General features: G+C 68.2%; 19 protein-coding genes. 13 read left to right on the top strand and 6 right to left on the bottom strand.

Features of this window, described 5'->3' with window-relative positions:
* Positions 1–95: 95 nt before the first annotated feature.
* On the top strand, positions 96–1,391 hold the full coding sequence (locus tag Q1A87_RS08490; RefSeq protein WP_299649680.1) for an ABC transporter substrate-binding protein: 1,296 nt from the start codon (positions 96–98) through the stop codon (positions 1,389–1,391).
* A gap of 174 nt (positions 1,392–1,565) precedes the next feature.
* Positions 1,566–2,306 carry a PRC-barrel domain-containing protein gene (locus Q1A87_RS08485; RefSeq protein WP_299649677.1) on the top strand — a complete coding sequence of 247 codons (741 nt, stop codon included), beginning with the start codon at positions 1,566–1,568 and terminating at the stop codon, positions 2,304–2,306.
* Positions 2,307–2,406: 100 nt separating this feature from the next.
* On the opposite strand, the gene cobS is transcribed toward Q1A87_RS08485, so the two are convergent.
* Positions 2,407–3,393 (bottom strand): cobaltochelatase subunit CobS, encoded by a 987-nt coding sequence (gene cobS / locus Q1A87_RS08480; RefSeq protein WP_299649674.1) that lies wholly within the window; start codon positions 3,391–3,393, stop codon positions 2,407–2,409.
* A gap of 31 nt (positions 3,394–3,424) precedes the next feature.
* Between cobS and Q1A87_RS08475 the strand changes: the two genes are divergently transcribed.
* From Q1A87_RS08475 to Q1A87_RS08460, 4 genes are all read left to right on the top strand, one after another.
* Entirely contained in the window at positions 3,425–4,051 is a 627-nt protein-coding gene (locus tag Q1A87_RS08475) for a sigma-70 family RNA polymerase sigma factor (protein WP_363322969.1), read from the top strand.
* Entirely contained in the window at positions 4,048–4,713 is a 666-nt protein-coding gene (locus Q1A87_RS08470) for an anti-sigma factor (RefSeq protein WP_299649668.1), read from the top strand. The genes Q1A87_RS08475 and Q1A87_RS08470 overlap by 4 nt, the downstream gene beginning before the upstream one ends.
* Before the next feature lie 113 nt (positions 4,714–4,826).
* Positions 4,827–5,372, top strand: coding sequence for a fasciclin domain-containing protein (locus tag Q1A87_RS08465; protein ID WP_299649841.1), 546 nt, complete (start codon positions 4,827–4,829; stop codon positions 5,370–5,372).
* 145 nt (positions 5,373–5,517) lie between these two features.
* Positions 5,518–6,693 carry a DUF2235 domain-containing protein gene (locus Q1A87_RS08460; RefSeq protein WP_299649665.1) on the top strand — a complete coding sequence of 392 codons (1,176 nt, stop codon included), beginning with the start codon at positions 5,518–5,520 and terminating at the stop codon, positions 6,691–6,693.
* Here the strand turns inward: Q1A87_RS08460 and Q1A87_RS08455 are convergent.
* Positions 6,686–7,297 carry a J domain-containing protein gene (locus Q1A87_RS08455; protein ID WP_299649662.1) on the bottom strand — a complete coding sequence of 204 codons (612 nt, stop codon included), beginning with the start codon at positions 7,295–7,297 and terminating at the stop codon, positions 6,686–6,688. The genes Q1A87_RS08460 and Q1A87_RS08455 overlap by 8 nt on opposite strands.
* 77 nt (positions 7,298–7,374) lie before the next feature.
* On the opposite strand from Q1A87_RS08455, the gene Q1A87_RS08450 reads away from it, so the two are divergent.
* Entirely contained in the window at positions 7,375–7,635 is a 261-nt protein-coding gene (locus Q1A87_RS08450) for a BolA family protein (RefSeq protein ID WP_299649659.1), read from the top strand.
* Positions 7,636–7,751: 116 nt separating this feature from the next.
* Entirely contained in the window at positions 7,752–9,020 is a 1,269-nt protein-coding gene (locus Q1A87_RS08445) for a porin (protein ID WP_299649656.1), read from the top strand.
* A gap of 45 nt (positions 9,021–9,065) precedes the next feature.
* Here Q1A87_RS08445 and gatB read toward each other — a convergent pair whose 3' ends face one another.
* Positions 9,066–10,580, bottom strand: coding sequence for an Asp-tRNA(Asn)/Glu-tRNA(Gln) amidotransferase subunit GatB (gene gatB / locus Q1A87_RS08440; RefSeq protein WP_299649653.1), 1,515 nt, complete (start codon positions 10,578–10,580; stop codon positions 9,066–9,068).
* A 392-nt stretch (positions 10,581–10,972) separates the two neighbouring features.
* On the opposite strand from gatB, the gene Q1A87_RS08435 reads away from it, so the two are divergent.
* Positions 10,973–11,704 (top strand): transglycosylase SLT domain-containing protein, encoded by a 732-nt coding sequence (locus Q1A87_RS08435; RefSeq protein WP_299649650.1) that lies wholly within the window; start codon positions 10,973–10,975, stop codon positions 11,702–11,704.
* Positions 11,705–11,768: 64 nt separating this feature from the next.
* Here Q1A87_RS08435 and Q1A87_RS08430 read toward each other — a convergent pair whose 3' ends face one another.
* The 3 genes from Q1A87_RS08430 to Q1A87_RS08420 all read right to left on the bottom strand — a co-directional run bounded on the left by Q1A87_RS08430 (position 11,769) and on the right by Q1A87_RS08420 (position 15,367).
* Complete coding sequence (locus tag Q1A87_RS08430; RefSeq protein ID WP_299649647.1) at positions 11,769–12,695, bottom strand: AEC family transporter; 927 nt, start codon at positions 12,693–12,695, stop codon at positions 11,769–11,771.
* The gene (locus Q1A87_RS08425; protein WP_299649644.1) at positions 12,689–13,486 is read right to left on the bottom strand and encodes an MBL fold metallo-hydrolase; all 798 of its coding nucleotides are present in this window, start codon (positions 13,484–13,486) and stop codon (positions 12,689–12,691) included. Before Q1A87_RS08425 ends, Q1A87_RS08430 begins: the two co-directional genes overlap by 7 nt.
* Before the next feature lie 102 nt (positions 13,487–13,588).
* The gene (locus Q1A87_RS08420) at positions 13,589–15,367 is read right to left on the bottom strand and encodes an SLC13 family permease (protein WP_299649641.1); all 1,779 of its coding nucleotides are present in this window, start codon (positions 15,365–15,367) and stop codon (positions 13,589–13,591) included.
* 145 nt (positions 15,368–15,512) lie between these two features.
* Between Q1A87_RS08420 and Q1A87_RS08415 the strand changes: the two genes are divergently transcribed.
* From Q1A87_RS08415 to Q1A87_RS08400, 4 genes are all read left to right on the top strand, one after another.
* Entirely contained in the window at positions 15,513–16,256 is a 744-nt protein-coding gene (locus Q1A87_RS08415; protein ID WP_299649638.1) for a YebC/PmpR family DNA-binding transcriptional regulator, read from the top strand.
* Positions 16,257–16,275: 19 nt separating this feature from the next.
* Positions 16,276–16,869, top strand: a complete 594-nt coding sequence (locus tag Q1A87_RS08410; protein WP_299649635.1) for a LysE/ArgO family amino acid transporter — start codon at positions 16,276–16,278, stop codon at positions 16,867–16,869.
* 63 nt (positions 16,870–16,932) lie between these two features.
* Entirely contained in the window at positions 16,933–17,829 is an 897-nt protein-coding gene (locus Q1A87_RS08405) for a DMT family transporter (protein WP_299649633.1), read from the top strand.
* A 46-nt stretch (positions 17,830–17,875) separates the two neighbouring features.
* Entirely contained in the window at positions 17,876–18,556 is a 681-nt protein-coding gene (locus tag Q1A87_RS08400; RefSeq protein WP_299649630.1) for a thermonuclease family protein, read from the top strand.
* Position 18,557 lies beyond the last annotated feature (1 nt).

Raw genomic sequence — 18,557 nt, 5'->3', positions numbered from 1 at the left:
CGGGGTCGAAAGGCAAGGCGTGCCGGCAGCGGCAGGGGTTGCGTCGCGGGCGGTCCGGCGGCCTTATCGCGCGTGATGCGCCATCCGGTCCGACCATGATCCGCGTTCTGGGCTACGCCCTTCTCGTCGTCGGCGTCCTCGCCGCCACGCTCTGGTTCGCGCGCGACCTGCCGCCACCGGAGCGGGTGCGCTTCGCGGCGGGGATCGAGGACGGAGGCTACTGGCGGATCGCCGAGCGCTACCGCGACATCCTGGCCGAGGACGGGATCTCGCTCGACCTCGTCGCCACCGCCGGCTCCGTCGAGAACGCGGCGCTGCTGGCAAGCGGGGTTGTGGACGCGGCGCTCCTGCAGGGTGGGATCGAGCCGGACGTGCCGGTCGAGACGTTGGGATCGGTCTTCATCGAGCCCCTGTTGATCTTCGCGCGGCTGGATACGGGGACCGGAGGCGCGGACGCGGTCGCGCCGAATCGTCCCGTCGGCATTCCGCGCAACGTCGCGGAATGGGCGGGGCTCCGGATCGCGGCCGGAGCGGAGGGGTCGGGGACGCGGGCGGCGACGTCGAGCCTGCTTGCGGCGGCAGGGTTGCCCGGCGCGGACAACACGCTGCTTTCCCTCGGTGGCGCCGACGCCGCGGGCGCGCTTGCGGCGGGGGAGGCGGACGTCGCCGTCTTCGTCGCTCCGCTCTCCGCGCCCTATCTCCAGCCCATCCTCTCCGATCCCGACGTGATGCTTCTGCCGGTGGCGCATGTCGTCGCGCTGTCGCGGCGGATGGCGCAGGCGCGGATCGTCGACGTGCCGTCCGGCGCGTTCTCGCTCGACCCGCCGCTGCCGGCCGAGGATCTCCGCCTCCTCGGGCTGGTCGCGCGCATTGTGGCCGAGCCGCACCTGCATCCGGCGGCGGTCGACCGGATCGTCGAGGCCGCGATCCGCGTCCACGGGCCGGGTGACGTCCTGACATCGGCGGGCACCTATCCGTCGATGGCCGACGCGGCGCTGCCGCAGGACAGCTACGCGCGCGATCTGCTGGCGGACGGGCCCTCCGTCTTCGCCGACATCCTGCCCTATTGGGTCGTGGCCCAGATCAACCGCTTCGCGATCCTGCTCCTTCCGATCGTCTTCCTGCTGCTGCCGCTCCTGCGCGCGCTGCCGGGGCTCTACGCCTTTCGCGTCCGCTCCCGCGTGTTCCGGCACTATGCCCGGATCCGGCAGATCGAGGCGGAGGCGGCGCGGACCGCGGATGCCGGGCATCTGACGGACCTGCAGACGGAGCTTCGGGAGATCGACGACGAGATCGCGCGGCTTAAGCTCCCGCTGGCCTATCGCGACTATGCCTACAACGCCCGGCTTCATATCGACCTCCTCCTAAGCCGGATCGCGTCCCGGGGGTGATCGCGGCAGACCGTCCTGCGAAAACGACGCACCGCCGACCGTGCGCCACGGGGAACGGATTGCCCGGCCAAGTCGTTCTGGTCATGCCGCATCGCACCGGCGTCGCGCGGGAGGACGATCCGCGAGGATTGTGGCGCGACGCTGCGTAAGAAATCAGGATCAGGAGTATCCGACATGTCCAATAAGATGGGAATCAGCCGGCTCGCGCTCATCGCCATGCTGGCGACGGGCCCGGCGGCCGTCTACGCACAGGACACGACCGAGACGCCCCCGGCAGAGGGCGAGGCCACCATGGAGCCGCCCGCGGAAGGCACGATGGACGACACCACCACGACGACCGAGACCGTCCCTGTCGAGCCCGTCGAGGGCACGACCGAGATGGAGGAGACCGCCGAAATGGAAGAGCCGGCGCAGCCGGTGGAAGGCCAGATCGTGATGCAGGGCGAGAATACCGCGCTCGCCAGCAACCTGATGGGAAGCTCCGTCTACTCGACAGAGGACGAGTCCATTGGTGATATCAGCGACATGATCGTGAACCTCGACGGAACCGTCGAAGGCGTGGTGATCGGCGTCGGCGGCTTCCTCGGGATCGGCGAGAAGCGCGTCGCGATCGAGATGGGACAGCTCGAGGTGATGACCGACGAGAACGGCGAGACCCGCCTCCAGACCGCGGCGACGCGCGAGGACCTCGAAGGGGCGCCCGAATTCGTCAGCATGGACGAGCAGGAGGCCGAGAACGCGGCCGCGCAGCCGGTTGGCGACACGATGGGGACCACCGGCACGGGTGGCATGGCGCCGGCCGACGGAACCATGGCCCCGGCGGACGGGACGGAGATGGCGCCCGCGGGCGACACCGGAATGGCCCCGGCCGACGGCACCGCGACCGAAGGCACGACGGAACCGGCCGGCAACTGATTATTGCCAGAATGTGAAAAGGGGCGGCCTTCGGGCCGCCCCTTTTTCATGTTTGCGCCGAGCTGACGACGCCGTCCGGCCAGGGCCGGACGACGCCGCGTCAGCCGAGCGACAGGCTCGCCGCGCTCTCGGGCAGTTCCTCGTCGAAGCAGCGCTGGTAGAACTCCGCGACCGTCTGCCGCTCGAGCTCGTCGCACTTGTTGAGGAAGGTCAGGCGGAACGAATAGCCGATGTCGCGGAAGATCTGCGCGTTCTGCGCCCAGGCCAGGACCGTGCGCGGTGACATCACGGTCGAGAGATCACCGTTCATGAAGGCGGTCCGGGTGAGGTCGGCGACGGTGACCATGCGCGAAATGGTCTGCCGACCCTTCTCGTTGTTGTAGTTCGGGTTCTTCGCCAGAACGATCATCGTCTCGGCGTCGTGGCTGAGATAGTTCAGCGTCGCCACCATCGACCAGCGGTCCATCTGCGCTTGGTTGATCTGCTGCGTGCCGTGGTAGAGGCCGGTCGTGTCGCCGAGGCCCACCGTGTTCGCCGTCGCGAAGAGGCGGAAGGACGGATGCGGCGTGATGATCTCGTTCTGATCCATCAGCGTCAGCTTGCCGTCGTGCTCGAGCACCCGCTGGATCACGAACATAACGTCGGCGCGGCCGGCATCGTATTCGTCGAACACGATCGCGACCGGGTTGCGCAGCGCCCAGGGCAGGATTCCCTCGTGGAACTCGGTCACCTGCACACCGTCGCGCAGCCGGATCGCGTCCTTGCCGATCAGGTCGATGCGCGAGATGTGGCTGTCGAGGTTGACGCGCACGCAGGGCCAGTTCAGCCGGGCGGCGACCTGCTCGATATGGGTCGACTTGCCGGTCCCGTGATAGCCCTGGATCATCACCCGGCGGTTCCAGCCGAAGCCCGCAAGAATGGCGAGCGTGGTGTCCGGGTCGAACTTGTAGGTGGTGTCGATCGCCGGCGTGCGCTCGCCCGGATCCTCGAACCCCTTCACGATCATATCGGAATCGATCCCGAACGCCTCCCGGACGGAGACGTCCCGGGTCGGCTTCACCTTCATCTCCAGACCCCCATCCGCCATCTCGATACACTCCTTGCAGCCGCGTGCCCGGATGCAACATAAGGGAGAGGACCGCAAGGGAAAGGCCAGGTCGGACCCGGCCAGCCCCGTGGTCGCAGGGGAGGGGTCCTTGGCGACACAGGAAGAGATCGAGCGCTGGCTCGCAGGTGCTGCGATTGGCGACCGCGCCGCATTCGGCCGGCTCTACGACGCGACGTCGGCGAAACTGTTCGGAATTGCACTGCGTGTCTTGGGGAACCGCGGGGAAGCCGAAGACGCTGTGCAGGACATATACGTGAAGATCTGGAATAACGCCGACCGGTACCGGGTCAACGGCCTGTCCCCCATCTCCTGGCTGGCGACGATCGCGCGCAACCATTGCATCGACATCCTGCGAGCCCGGCGCCGGGAGAGCGGACGCGTAGAGATGCCAGCGGACGATACCCTGCACGACACCACGCCGGGGCCCGAGGCGCATGTCGTGGCGCGCGGCGAGGCGAAGAAGATCGCCGAGTGCCTGGGCGAGCTCGAGGCGCAGCGGTCCGAGGCGGTCCGCGGGGCCTACCTGATGGGCGAGAGCTACGCCGAGCTGTCCGCGCGCTTCGAGGTGCCGCTCAACACGATGCGGACCTGGCTCCGCCGGAGCCTGATCACGTTGCGGGAGTGCATGTCCCGATGATCGACGCACCCGGACGCTCCCCCGAACGCCCCGAGGACGATGCCGCCCTCGTCGGGGAATACGTGCTCGGTTTGCTTGATCGCGACGAGGCGGCCGCTCTGGAGCGCCGGCTCGCGCGCGAGCCCGGGCTCCGCACGCTGCATTCCGAATGGGCGGACACCTTCGCGACGTTTCTGGGCACGGAGGAGGTGACGCCGCCCGCGCGCCTGAAGCGGCGCGTGGAGACCCGCCTCTTCCCGGGCGCGCCGCGTCGCGGCTGGGCGGGGTGGGGCGCCATCATCGGCATGCCGGTCGCCGCCTTCGCCGCCGCGTTCTTCCTGCTTCAACCGCTCGATCCCTTCGATCCGACCCTCCATGTCGATCTTGCCGCGCCGGATGCGGGATTGCTCGTGGCCGCTGGGGCGGACGAGGACACGCTGCGCATCATCCTGCAGGAGGGCGCCGCCGCGCCGGGTCGGTCTCTACAGCTCTGGCTGATCGCGGGCGATGCGGGCCCGGTGTCGCTCGGCCTCGTGCCCGAGGACGGCCAGATCGACATTCCGCGGCCCGAGGGTCTGACTCCGGGCGTGGTCTTCGCCATCTCCGACGAGCCCGAGGGCGGCTCCCCCACGGGGCAGCCGACCGGCGAGATTCTTGCCGCCGAGCCGCTCTTCGAGATCTGAGGCTCCAGCGCGCCTGAAACTTTGCGGCGACGCTTTCGTGATTGTGGGTAACCGAGGCGAGGATGCCCGGTCCAACGAGCCCATTGGGAGAGATTGAGATGAATTATATTGCCATGGCGACCGCCGCCGCGCTGACGCTGCCCGTTGCCGCCTTCGCCCAGGATGCGACGACCGAGAACCCGATGGTCGGCGGCGCGCCGATGATGGCCGACATGAACATCGTCGAGAACGCCGTGAACTCGGCCGACCACACCACGCTCGTCGCTGCCGTGCAGGCCGCTGGTCTGGTGGAGACGCTGTCGGGCGAGGGTCCGTTCACCGTCTTCGCACCGACGAACGATGCGTTCGACATGATCTCCGACGAGACGCTCGAGCAGCTGATGATGCCCGAGAACAAGGAACAGCTCGCGCAGATCCTCGCCTGCCACGTCGTGGCGGCCGATGCCGACGCGATGGCGATCAAGGGCATGATCGACGCCGACGGCGGCACGCATCCGGTCCCGACCGTCGGCGGCTGCACCCTGCAGGCGACCTATGACGGCGACGACATCATGCTGACCGACGAGAACGGTCGGACCGCCAACGTCACCATCGCCAACGTGCAGCAATCGAACGGCGTCATTCACGTCATCGACCGCGTTCTCCTGCCGCAGCAGTAAGTCCCGCACCGCAATCGCCACGCCCGACGGGCGTGGCACGGGCGGCGGTCCCGTTCCCTCGGGGGGCGCCGCCCCGACGAGACGCCTTCGGGTCCGTTTTCGGATCCGGAGGCGTTTCGCGTCGGAACGTGATACGATCGCGCGCATGAAGCGTATCGTCATCCTCTGCGACGGCACCTGGAACGTCGCCGAACATCCCCATCCGACCAATGTCGTCCGGCTCGCGCAGGCGCTCGCGCCTAGCGGGGACGACGGGCTGGCGCAGGTTCCGGTCTATGTGGAGGGCGTGGGCACCGGGCGTCGCGGCGTCACGTGGCTTGCCCGGACGAGCGACCGGGTGCTGGGCGGGATGCTGGGCCTCGGGCTGCTCGACAACGTGGTCGAAGCCTACCGCCACCTCGTGTTCCTCTACGAGCCGGGCGACGAGGTCTACGTCTTCGGCTTCTCGCGCGGCGCCTTCACCGCCCGGTCGCTCGTGGGATTCATCGGCTTCACCGGTCTTCTGTCCCGGGCCGACCTGGCCCGGCTCCCCGAGGCCGTCGCCCGCTACACCGAGCGCCGGCAGGAGAGCGCGGCGCGGCGGCAGATGCGCAATGCCGAATGGCGCGCCCTGCATTCGCCGTGGATCATCACCGATCCGGCCGACGCGCCTGTCTACGCCGAGTTCGGCGCCGATCAGGCCATCCCCTTCGACATCGACTATCTCGGCGTCTGGGACACGGTGGGCGCGCTCGGCGTGCCCGGCTTGCTGACCCCCGGCACGGTGACGCATCGCCGCTACGCGTTCCACAACACGGCGCTTGGCCCGATGGTCCGATCCGCCCGCCACGCGGTCGCCATTGACGAGCGTCGGAAGCCGTTCCGCCCGACGCTCTGGGACAATCTGGAGGCGCTGAACGCCGATCGCGAGGGGCGGCCCTACCGGCAGGAATACTTCCCCGGCGACCACGGCGCCATCGGCGGCGGCGGCCCGATCACGCATCAGAGCGCCGTGGCGCTCGACTGGATCATGGCGGGGGCGGAGGCGGCCGGGCTCGGCTTCGATCCGCTGGTCCGGCGGAAAGTCGCCGAGGAGGGCGATCCGCTTGGCCATCTCCAAAGCTCCGACCCGCCGAATGGCGGCCTTTTCGCCGAGGCGATGCGCCGGTTCGGCCGGTCACGTGATCCGGTTGCCACTTGGGAGGCGGTAAGCGAGGCGGCGCGTCGCCGCTGGGCCTGCGAATTCGAGAGTACGCCGCCCTACCGACCGCCGCCCCTCGGCCCGCGCGAGGCGGAGCTGCGCGCCTGGAAGGCGGAGCGGGACGGCGGGCACGTCACTTGAAGTTGCGGCTGTCCTTGAGTTGGTCCCATGCCCAGACCACCTCGGAGAGCTGCTCCTCCTGGCTGCGATCGCCGCCATTCATGTCGGGATGCAACACCTTGATAAGGCTCTTGTAGGCCTTGCGGATGGCGGCCTTGTCCCAGTCATCTCTCGCCTCGAGGATCTCGAGCGCCTTGCGCTCGGTGGGAGGCAGCTTGCGGCCGACCACGCCCCGGCCGGGATTGCGCGTGGCGTTGCCGCCCAGGACCTGGTGCGCGTCCTCGATTCCAAGCCGCGCCCAAGCGCGCTCCTCGACGGACTTACGGAAGGGGCGGGTCTGGGCGTCCTTCTCCGATTGCCGTTGCAGCTCGGCCTCTGTCGCGCCGTCGAAGAAGGACCACTTCGCGTTGTATTCGCGTACATGGTCCTTGCAGAACCAGTAGTAATCATCCGTCGAGTCGCGGCTCTTCGGGGCGCGGAACTTGCCCATCTCGGTGCAGCCCGCGTGGTCGCACTCGCGCGTGGAGGTTTCGACCGCACCCGACATGCCCCGGCGTCCACGCGGATTGCGCTTCTTCGCCGTGGATACGCGCAAGTCGAAGTTGAACGGGTCACTCTTAGTCATCTGCACCCCTTCCGGCTAGAGGCACCAGAGTTTAGCCATAGCACCGGCAGAGGGAAGACCTTTCGAAAGGATTATTCATGCAGATGCAGGCGATCATCGAGGCGCGGCTGAACGACGCGTTCGCGCCCGACCGGCTGGAGGTCGTCAACGAGAGCGCGAAACACGGCGGCCACGCGGGCGACGACGGCTCGGGCGAGAGCCACTGGCATGTCGTAATGACGTCGGGTGCGTTCGCGGGCAAGTCGCGGCTGGCGCGTCACCGCATGGTCCATGCCGCACTCGGCGACGTCATGCCCCGGATCCACGCATTGTCCCTCAATCTCGCGGCGCCGTCGTAGCCGTCGTTGAGCTGCGGAAATGTCTTGCGGCGCGTTTCGTCGTGTGAATGTAGGTCGCGAGCGACGGACGTGATCTGCGGAGGCTCCGGGCGCATCGAGAAGCGGGGGATGCGACGATGACGAAAAGATGTCCTGCCGGGCGCGTCGCAGCGGCCTTTCTGGCCTCGACGGTGATCTTGTCGATCACGGGCATGGCCCCGGCATTGGCGGAGTCAGCGCAGAACGATTCCGGGCTCTTCCCGAGCGACGAGCGCGTCCTCGAGTTCGGAACGCAGCAGCGGAACATTACGGTAGCGCCGTTCGTGCAGTTCGACGGTGGTTACTACGACCAAGACCCCGGGCGGAGCGCCTTCGGGTCGAGCATCAATCTCGCGCGGATTTATCTTTTCGGAGCCTACGACGCGTTCGGAGGGACGCTGGCCCTCGACACGGAGAACAACGCGTTCTTCTACCGGTACGCGTTCGTCAATTATCAGCCGACCGACCGGGTGACCCTCCAAGTGGGTCAGCAGGACGAACCCTTCTCCCTGCAGGATGTGTCGGGCAGCCGGTTCCTGCCTTTCGCCACCAGCGGGCAGTCGGCGGCGCTGATCCCGGGCGACACGGTGGGGATCAAGGTGTCCTACGGCGGCGACAATCATTCGATCTCGGCGGGCGTGTTCGGCGGCGACGTCAACAACGGCGTGGGCGACGGCGGCGTGGCCATCACCGGCCGCGTCACCTGGGCGCCGATCTACAGGCAAGAGGAGATCACCCGCGGCGGCGATGCCACCCGCGAGGGCGTCGGCACGCAGCGGGTGACGGATTTGCTGCATCTGGGCCTCGGCCTCTCGACCCGGCGGGACATCGACGGGGGCGTGTCGTTCTCCGGCGGGACGAACGCGACCATCCCGACGGGCGCCGCGTCCGTACTCGCCTCGAGCTCGACCATCGCGGAGGTGGACGCCCTCACCCGTGTGAACCTCGAAGTCGCCCGCTCCGTCGGATCGCTGTCGTTCCAGGGCGAGCTGACGGCAGCGAACGTGAAAGGCGCGCGCGAGGACGGCACGGCGCACGGCGGATACCTCTACATGACCTACTTCCTGACCGGCGAGAAGCGCGGCTACGATCGGTCGAGCGGTACGTTCGGGCGCGTCGTCCCGATCGACCCGATCGGGGGCGGAGGATACGGCGCGGTCGAAGTCGGGCTGCGCGCGGATTACCTCGACCTGACCGATCTCGGCGACGAGAGCGGGCGGCAGCACGGCCTCTCGGCCGTCGCGAACCTCTACATGACGAAACGGCTGACGCTGACGGCGGACTATTCCTACGCCCGGGGCACGGCCGGGGCGATCGACGGAACCGAGTCGCACGCGGTCACGGCACGCGTCCAATTCGCCTACTGAGCGTCCGGACGCGCTCGGCGCGACACCGCGCCGAGCGCTTCGGCGTCACAGCCCGAGTTTCGCGCTCACGATCTCGTTGACCGCCTTCGGGTTCGCCTTGCCGCCGGTGGCTTTCATCACCTGACCCACGAACCAGCCGGCGAGCTTCGGATTGGCGCGGGCCTTCTCGACCTGGGCGGGATTGGCGGCGATGATCTCGTCCACCGCCACCTCGATCGCGCCGGTATCGGTGACCTGCTTCATCCCGCGCGCCTCGACGATTTCGGCCGGGTCGCCGCCTTCGGTATAGACGATCTCGAACAGGTCTTTGGCGATCTTGCCGGAGATGTCGCCCCGCTCGATCAGCGCGATGATGCCGCCCAGCTGCGCGGGGCTCACGGGGCTCGCCTCGATCCCGGCATCGTCCTTCTTGAGCCGTCCGAACAGGTCGTTGATGACCCAGTTCGCGGAGGCCTTGCCGTTGCCCGATGCGGCGACGACCTCCTCGAAGAAGGCCGCGTTGGCGGTATCCGCCGTCAGCACGCCGGCATCGTAGTCCGACAGACCGAACGTCGCGACGAAACGGGCCTTCTTGGCGTCCGGCAGTTCGGGCAGGGCCGCGGCGATGTCATCCACCCAATCCTGCTCCAGCTCGAGCGGCAGCAGGTCCGGATCGGGGAAGTAGCGGTAGTCATGCGCCTCTTCCTTGGAACGCATCGAGCGCGTCTCGCCCCGCTCCACGTCGTAGAGCCGCGTCTCCTGCACGACCTTTCCGCCGGCCTCCACGATAGCGATCTGGCGACGCGCCTCCGCCTCGATCGCGGCCTGGATGAAGCGCAGTGAGTTCATGTTCTTGATCTCGCAGCGCGTGCCGAGATGGGCGAAATCCTGCGTCTCCTGGTAGCGCTCGTAGGCGCCCGGGCGGCAGATCGAGACGTTGACGTCAGCCCGTAGGTTGCCGTTCTGCATGTTGCCGTCGCAGGTGCCCAGATAACGCATGATCTGGCGCAGCTTCGTGACGTAGGCGGCTGCTTCCTCCGGGCCGCGGATGTCGGGACGCGAGACGATCTCCATCAGCGCGACGCCGGTGCGGTTCAGATCCACGAAGGACATCGTCGGGTCCATGTCGTGGATCGACTTCCCCGCATCCTGTTCGAGATGGATGCGCTCGATCCGGACGACGCGCGCCGTGCCGTCGCCCATCTCCACGAGCACCTCGCCCTCGCCAACGATCGGGTGGTAGAGTTGGCTGATCTGGTAGCCCTGCGGCAGGTCCGGGTAGAAGTAGTTCTTCCGGTCGAAGGCCGAGCGCAGGTTGATCGCCGCCTTGAGGCCGAGGCCGGTCCGCACGGCCTGCGCCACGCAGAACTCGTTGATGACCGGAAGCATCCCGGGCATGCCCGCATCGACGAAGGCCACGTTCGCGTTCGGCTCCGCCCCGAAGCGGGTCGAGGCGCCCGAGAACAGCTTGGCGTTCGACGCGACCTGGGCGTGAACTTCCATCCCGATCACCAGCTCCCAATCGTCGGTCTCGCCGGCGATCACGCGGGGTTTCGGCGCGTCGTGGGTCAGGTCGAGCATGGGGCCTCCGGTCGGCGGGTCGGGTCGCCTGCGGGTTTACGGCCGGTCCGGGCGCGGGGCAAGGCGGCGCGCGGCTGGCGGGAGATTGCCGATCGCGGGGCGATCCGAGGGCGAAGGTTTGCGCATCGGGGGGGCGATGCTATCCGGCCCGTGTCCGTTCCGGCTGCCACTGGAGTTCGGATATCGGGGGCGGCGTGGAATCGCGGTGCCCGCCGCGACCGGGTTCACAATCGGAGCGGCGTACATTGATGAATGTTCGGGGGAACTTCATGACGAGATGTCTCAAACGCGCGCTTATGGCGGGCGCGTTGGCCGCTTTCGGCCCTATCCTGTCCGGCTTGGCGTATGCGGAGTCCGCCTCGCCACGGATCCTGACGACGGTGCCGAGCACGATGTCCGCGCTTGCGCCGCAGGCCGGTCCCGCGCTTGCACCCGGCGCCTCCGAACGGCCCGCGCCGCGGCCCGCGACGGTCGATCTGCCCGACCTTCGCTGGGACCACGTGAACGGCTCGGACCGCTGGACCCGTGCCGTGATGCAGGCGCTCGACACTCAGGGAACCCGGCTCGTCGATACCGTGCCGCGCGACATCGGCGAGTGGTGCCCGGCCTATCCGGAGGCCGACGAATGGGGCCGCAAGTCGTTCTGGGCCGGGCTTCTTTCCACGCTGTCCAAGCATGAGAGCACGTATCAGCCCCGGGCGGTCGGCGGCGGCGGGCTTTGGTACGGCCTCGTGCAGATCCTGCCGGCGACCGCGCGCGGATACGGCTGCAAGGCGCGGTCCGGCGAAGCATTGAAGGACGGCGCGCTCAACATGGCGTGCGCCGTGCGGATCATGAACGTGACCGTCCCGCGCGACGACGTCATCTCCCGCGGGATGCGGGGCGTGGCAGCCGATTGGGGGCCGTTCCATTCCAGCCGCAAGCGCGAGGACATGCGCCAGTGGATTGCCCGGCAGCCGTTCTGCAGCGGCCTGCATGCCTCGATGCGTCCGGTGAAGCGTCCGGACTCGATCGAACTGCCGACCGATGGAGAGGAAGTGCCCCTCTTCGTGGCTTGGGAACTCGACAAGGACTTCTTCGCCCAACGGCGTGCGCCGGTCTGGCCTGCCGCCGTCGACGGCTGATCCCAGAACATCGGACGCGACGCTCGACAGCGGCCCCGGCGCGATCGTCGGGGCCGCTGTCGTCTCAGAGCACCAGAAGCCAGGCCGACACGGTGAGAACCGACGCCGCCGTCGCGAGCAGGACGGAGGAGGCGGCGATGCGGACCGCGCGGCCCTGCATGGCAGCGAACAGGTAGGAATTCACGCCTGGCGCCATGGCCGCGGTCAACACTGCCGCGCGGAACGGACCCTGTTCGAGACCAAGCAGGCGCCCGGCGCCATAGGTCCATGCCGGATGGAGGATCAGGGCGATACCGCAGACGAGGAGGATGCCGCGCGCGTCGCCCTCCGGCCGATATTGCACGAGAACGCCGCCGAGGCCGAAGAGCGCCGCGGGCAGGGCGGCCCGGGCGACGAGGCGCACCGCCTCGAGCGCGGGATCGGGGAGCGGCAGCCCGATCAGGTTCACGACCAGGCCGAGCGCCACGCCAATCATCAGCGGGTTGTGCGTCATCGACCAGCCGACCGCCCGCACGGCGCCGAGCGGACCGCCCCCGCCGCCGCGCACGACCTCCATCGCCGTGACGCCGACGAAGTAGCAGAATGCTGCGTGGAACGCGATGATCGCATAGTTCGCCGCGAGGCTGTCGGTGCCGAAGGCACGCTCCGCGATGGGCAGGCCGAGCAGGACGGTGTTGGCGAACATCGCCGCGAACCCGATCGCCACCGCGTCTTCCCGTCCGCGCCGCAGCCACAGGATCGCGCCGAGGATCCCGGCGGCGAAGCTGACCAGCGAGCCCGTGTAATAGGCCGCGAGCAGCCGCCAGTCGAACACGACCGCGAGATCGAGATCGACCATCGCCAGGAACAGCAGGCAGGGGATGGCGAAATGCTGGGTGAAGACCATCAGCCCGTCGACCTGGCCTTGCGTGAAGGTCTTGCGCCAGACGGCAAGGTATCCGGCACCGATGATGAGGAAGACGGGGACCGTGACGGTCAGGACATCTAGCACGGCAGTTCCAGCACCATCCCGTCATGCGCCGGTGTGACATGGTCGGGCGTCTCCGCGTCGACCGTGGCCCAGTCGAGATCCACATGCATGTTCGTGAGGATTCCTCGGGCGGGCCGCAGGCGCGCGAACCAGTCGAGCGCCTCGTCCAGGCTGAAATGCGTCGGGTGCGGGCTGCGCCGGAGCGCGTCGAGCATCCAGATGTCGAGATCCGCCAGGTCCGGTAGCGCGGTCCCGGGGATGTCGGAGACGTCGGGCATGTAGCACAGGCCGCCGATCCTGAGCCCGAGCGCCTCGATATCCCCGTGCTGGACCGGAATCGGCGTGATCGCGACCGGCCCGCCCGCGCCGTCGATCGTGATCGGCCCGGCCAGTTCGTGCCGCGCGAGGATCGGCGGATAGCTCGACCCGTCCGGCGTCTCGAACGCGTAGCCGAAACGCATGCGCAACGCCGCGAAGGTATAGGCGTCGGCCCAGACGTCGAGCAGGCGACGCCGGTTGAAGACGATCATCCGCAGGTCGTCGAGCCCGTGCACGTGGTCGGCATGGCTGTGCGTCCAGACGACCCCGTCGAGCGTCCCCACGCCCGCATCCAGAAGTTGCTGGCGCATGTCGGGCGACGTGTCGATCAGCACGCGCGTCGTCCCCGCATCCGCGATCCGCTCCACCAGCAGGGAACAGCGCCGCCGACGGTTGCGGGGATCGTCCGGGTCGCAATCGCCCCAGTGATTGCCGAGCCGGGGCACGCCGCCGGAGGATCCGCAGCCGAGGATGGTGAAGCGAAGGAAGGCCATGTCGCGTACATGCGCCGAGGCCGGGGAAGGGGCAAGCCGGTCCGTCCGCCCGCCTCCGTCTTTGCTTTCCAAATATCCCCGCCGGAGGCGCCGCCCCTGGGCCTATCGCAATGGCCAGAAGAACAGCGTCGCCGGCAGCGCCACGGCCAGGATCAGCACCGTCAGCGGCAGGCCCATCCGCCAGTAATCGCCAAATCGATAGCCGCCGGGCCCGAGGATCAGCGTGTTGTTCTTGTGCCCGATCGGCGTGAGGAACGCGCAGGAGGCCGCGACCGCGACGGCGATGAGGAAGCTGTCGGGATCGACGTCGAGCGCGTAGGCCATCTCGATGCCAACGGGTGCCGCGACGATGGCGGTGGCCGTATTGTTGAGGATCGCCGACAGGACCATTGTGACGATCATCAGCAGCAGAAGCGCGACCCAGGCCGGTTGCCCGGTGGCGATGCCGTTGAGCCACCCAGCGATCAGTTCGGTCCCACCCGCATCCTCGAGCGCCGCGCCGAGCGGGATCATCGAGCCCAGGAGGACGACGACCGGCCACTCGACATGGGTGTAGAGCTCGTGCAGAGGCACGATCCGCGTGAGTGCATAGCCCAGCACGACCACGCCGAGCGCCACCGTCAGATCGACGAGGCCGAAGCTCGCGCCGATCACGGCCGCGAGGAAAAGGGCGGCGGCCGGCCAGATCTTGCGGTTCTCCGTCACCGCGAGACCCCGGTCGGCAAGCGGCAGCGCGCCAAGCCAGGCCACCACCTCCTCGACCTGTTCGGTCGGCGTGAGCAGCAGCAGGATGTCGCCGCTCCGCACGTTCGTGCTGCGCACCCGTTCGGTGATGCGGCGGCCCTTGCGCGCGATTCCCATGAGCACCGTCCGCTGCCGCCAGGTCATGCCGATGGCCTGCGACGTGCGCCCGTTGATCCGGCTGCCGTCGGTGACGACGACCTCGACCAGGCTCAGGCCCTGATCCGCCGCATCCAGGAGCGTCATGCGTCGGTCATCGGAGAAGTCGAGGCCCTCGGAGGCCCGGAACTCGTCGAGCGCGGCGGGTTCCGCCTCGAGAAGAAGCGAATCCCCGTCCTTGAGCCCGACATGGCGGGCACTGCCGAACATGCGGCGGCCGTCGCGGATCAGGCCGATGATGTGGACGCCCGTTTCCTCGGCAACGTCGGAGAAGTCGGAGACGGGCTTGCCGATGCGGGGATGATCCTTGGGTACGGTGAGTTCGGCCACGTAGCTGGTCAGGTCCTTCTCGCCGCCGCCCTGTGCCTCGCCCGTACCGGGGATGAGCCGCCAGCCGATCAACGCCACGAAGAGAAGGCCCGCGGCGGCGGTCACGAGGCCGACGGGCGCGAAGTCGAACATCGCGAAGCTCTGGCCCAGATGGTCCTGCCGTATCCCGGCAATAACGATGTTGGGGGGCGTGCCGATCAGGGTGATCATTCCGCCGAGGATGGTCGCGAAGCTGAGCGGCATGAGCGTCGCGCTGGGCAGGCGCCCGGCCTTGCGCGCGGTGGCGATGTCCACCGGCATCAGCAGCGCCAGCGCCGCCACGTTGTTCATGAACGCCGAGAGCACCGCCCCGATGCCGCCCATGATGGAGATGTGGCTGCCGATCCCGCGACCCGCGTCGATCATCGTCCGGGTGATGAGCATCACCGCGCCGGATCGCACGAGCCCGGCGGAGACGACGAGAACCAGCGCGACGACGATCGTCGCCGGGTGGCCGAACCCCGCGAACGCCTCCTCCTTCGGGATCACGCCGAGGATCACGCCAAGGAGCAGCGCCGCGAAGGCCACGATGTCGTAACGGAACCGCCCCCAGAGGAGGAACGCGAACACGCCCCCGAAGAGCGCGAAGAGGATGATCTGGTCGGTCGTCACCGCGGCCCCCGTGAAATGTCCGGCCCCTCTAAAGGTATCGCACGCCGCGGCGCAACGCGGATGGGCCGGGATTGCGCGGGCCGTGGGCGAGCCGCTATAGCGTCGCGACCGACACCACTTCAGATCAGACCGGAGGCACCCACCGATGGCGGGCCATTCCAAATGGGCGAACATCCAGCACCGCAAGGGCCGTCAGGACAAGCTGCGTGCCAAGCTCTTCTCCAAGCTCTCGAAAGAGATCACCGTCGCCGCCAAGATGGGCGACCCCGATCCCGACAAGAACCCGCGCCTTCGCCTCGCCGTCAAGGAAGCCAAAGGCCAGTCCGTCCCGAAGGACGTGATCCAGCGCGCGATCGCCAAGGCTTCCGGCGGCGAGGGCGAGAACTACGACGAGATCCGCTACGAGGGGTACGGCCCCGGCGGAGTCGCTGTCATCGTCGAGGCGATGACCGACAACCGCAACCGCACCGCATCCTCGGTGCGCTCGACCTTCTCCAAGAACGGCGGCAATCTGGGTGAGACCGGCTCCGTCGGCTTCATGTTCGACCGCAAGGGGCAGGTGGTCTATCCGGCCTCCGCCGGCGATGCGGACGACGTGCTCATGGCCGCCATCGAGGCCGGCGCGGAGGATGTCGAATCCGACGAGGAAGGCCACGTGATCTGGTGCGGCGACACCGACCTCGCGGCGGTCTCTAGCGGGCTGGAGGAACAACTGGGCGAAAGCCAGTCGACCAAGCTCGTCTGGCGCCCGACGACGACGACTGAACTCGACCTCGAGAGCATGCAGTCGCTGATGAAGCTCCTCGACGCGCTAGAGGACGACGATGACGTCCAGAGCGTCACCGCCAACTTCGAGGCCAGTGACGAGGTGATGGCGCAGCTCCAGTGAAGCGGACGGCGACGCGACCGTGACCTCGTTTCCTTCAGGCTTCGGCCTCGGGCTTTCGCTCATCCTCGCCATTGGGGCGCAGAACGCCTTCGTCCTGCGGCAGGGCCTGCGCGGGGAGCATGTGTTGCCGGTCGTTTTGACCTGCGCCCTTTCGGACGCGTTGCTGATCGCGGCGGGGGTGGCAGGCTTCGGCGCGCTCGTCACCGCGGTGCCCTGGATCGTGCCGGTCTTCCGCTGGGGCGGCGCGGCCTTCCTCGTTCTCTACGGCGCGCGCGCCGCCTGGGCGGCCTGGCGCGGCGGCGGGCATCTCGATCCGGCGACGGCCGCGGGCGGGCTTCGCCGCGCGGTGGCCATCTGCCTCGCGCTCACCTGGTTGAACCCGCATGTCTATCTCGACACGCTGGTCCTGCTCGGCGGAGTTTCGACGCAGGCCGACTCACCCGTCGCATTCGGTCTGGGCGCCATGACGGCGTCCTTCGTCTTCTTCTTCTCGCTGGGCTACGGCGCGGCATTGCTGCGGCCGGTCTTCGCACGTCCCGCCGCGTGGCGCGTGCTCGATGCTGGGATCGCCCTCGTGATGTGGGCGATTGCCGCAAGCCTGCTTTCCGCCTGAACGCGCGCGGGGATCGCGGCCGTGTGCCTTGCGGCGGCCAGGCGTCCGGTTCAAGGCAGGCGCATGATCCGGCCGTCCAGACCCTTGCAAGGCATCCTGTGGATGCTGCTGACCGGTGTCCTGTTCGTCATGGTCACCGCCGTCGTGAAGTTCGCGGGCGAGAACCTCCCCGCGGCGGAATCGGCCTTCCTGCGTTACCTGATCGGCTTCGTCTTCCTCATTCCCTTTGCGCGGTCGGCCCTGACCGTTCGCATGCCGGCGCGGCAGGTGGCGCTCTTCGCCGGGCGGGGTCTCGTCCACGCGATTGGCGTCATGTGCTGGTTCTACTCGATGACCCAGATCCCGATCGCCGAGGTGACGGCGATGAACTACCTCAACCCGGTCTACGTGACGCTCGGCGCGGCGGTGTTCCTTGGCGAGCGGCTCGCCTGGCCGCGGATCTGCGCCGTGCTGGCCGCCCTGGCCGGGACCGTCGTCATCCTGCGGCCCGGCCTTCGCGCGGTCGAGACGGGGCACCTTACCATGTTGGTCACGGCCGCGCTGTTCGGGGCGTCCTACCTTCTGGCGAAGCCGCTCTCGGATCGGTACCCGGCGGGGCTCGTCGTGGCGATGCTGTCGGTCTTCGTGACGCTGGGCCTCGCGCCCTTCGCCATCGCCGTCTGGGTGACGCCGACCGTCTCCGAGGTGTTCTGGATGGGCGTCGTCGCGCTTTTCGCCACGGCCGGGCATTACACGATGACGCGGGCCTTCGCGGCCGCACCGGTCTCGGTCACCCAGCCGGCCACCTTCCTGCAACTGATCTGGGCGGTCCTTCTGGGTTGGGCTTTCTTCGAGGAATCGCCCGATCTATGGGTCGTCGTCGGTGCGACCATCATCATCCTGTCCGTCACCTTCATCGCATGGCGGGAATCGCGACGAAGCCGGGCGATCACCCCGCCGTCCAGCGCAGCCAAATTCTAGAGACAATCGCGTCGATTTGGCTGCATTCGGTTCGCAACCGGCGCCAATGATCGTGCATTGGTTCGGCATGATCCGCCTGCTTCTTATCTTCCTCGCACTCGCCAATCCGCTCGCCGCCGAAACCCTGGAAGGTCCGGTCCGCGTGATCGACGCCGACACGATCGACATCGGTGCCGCCGCCAGCATCCGGCTGCTGGGCATCGACGCCGCCGAGATGGGCCAGACCTGCAAGCGCGCCTCCGGTGAGGTGATCGATTGCGGCGTGGTGGCGACCGAAGGTGCGGTGAAGCGCTTCGCCGGCCGCCGCGCGACCTGCGAGGTCGAAGGACGGGACCGCTACGATCGCGTGCTTGCCACCTGTCGGGTGGACGGCGTCGATCTGGGCGCGGAACTCGTTCGGTCCGGCCTCGCCCGCACCTATCGTGACAACGTGACCTATGCGGCGGAGGAGAAAGAGGCCGTGCTGGCCGGTCGCGGCCTCTGGGCCTACGAGATGGACGATCCGAGCGTATGGCGGGCGGCAATGCGCGACCGGCGTTCAGCCACATCGGATCCCGCGCCGGATGGCTGCGCCATCAAGGGCAACATCAGCAACAACGGGCGGATCTATCACCTTCCCGGTAGCCGATCCTACGCCGCGACACGGATCTCCGCGGCCAAGGGCGAGCGGTGGTTCTGCTCGGAGACGGAGGCGCGCGCCGCGGGGTGGCGGCCGGTCGCCCGATAGA

This window comes from uncultured Jannaschia sp. (genome assembly GCF_947494055.1).
GTDB lineage: Bacteria > Pseudomonadota > Alphaproteobacteria > Rhodobacterales > Rhodobacteraceae > Jannaschia.
This window is presented reverse-complemented; position numbering and strand designations above follow the sequence as displayed.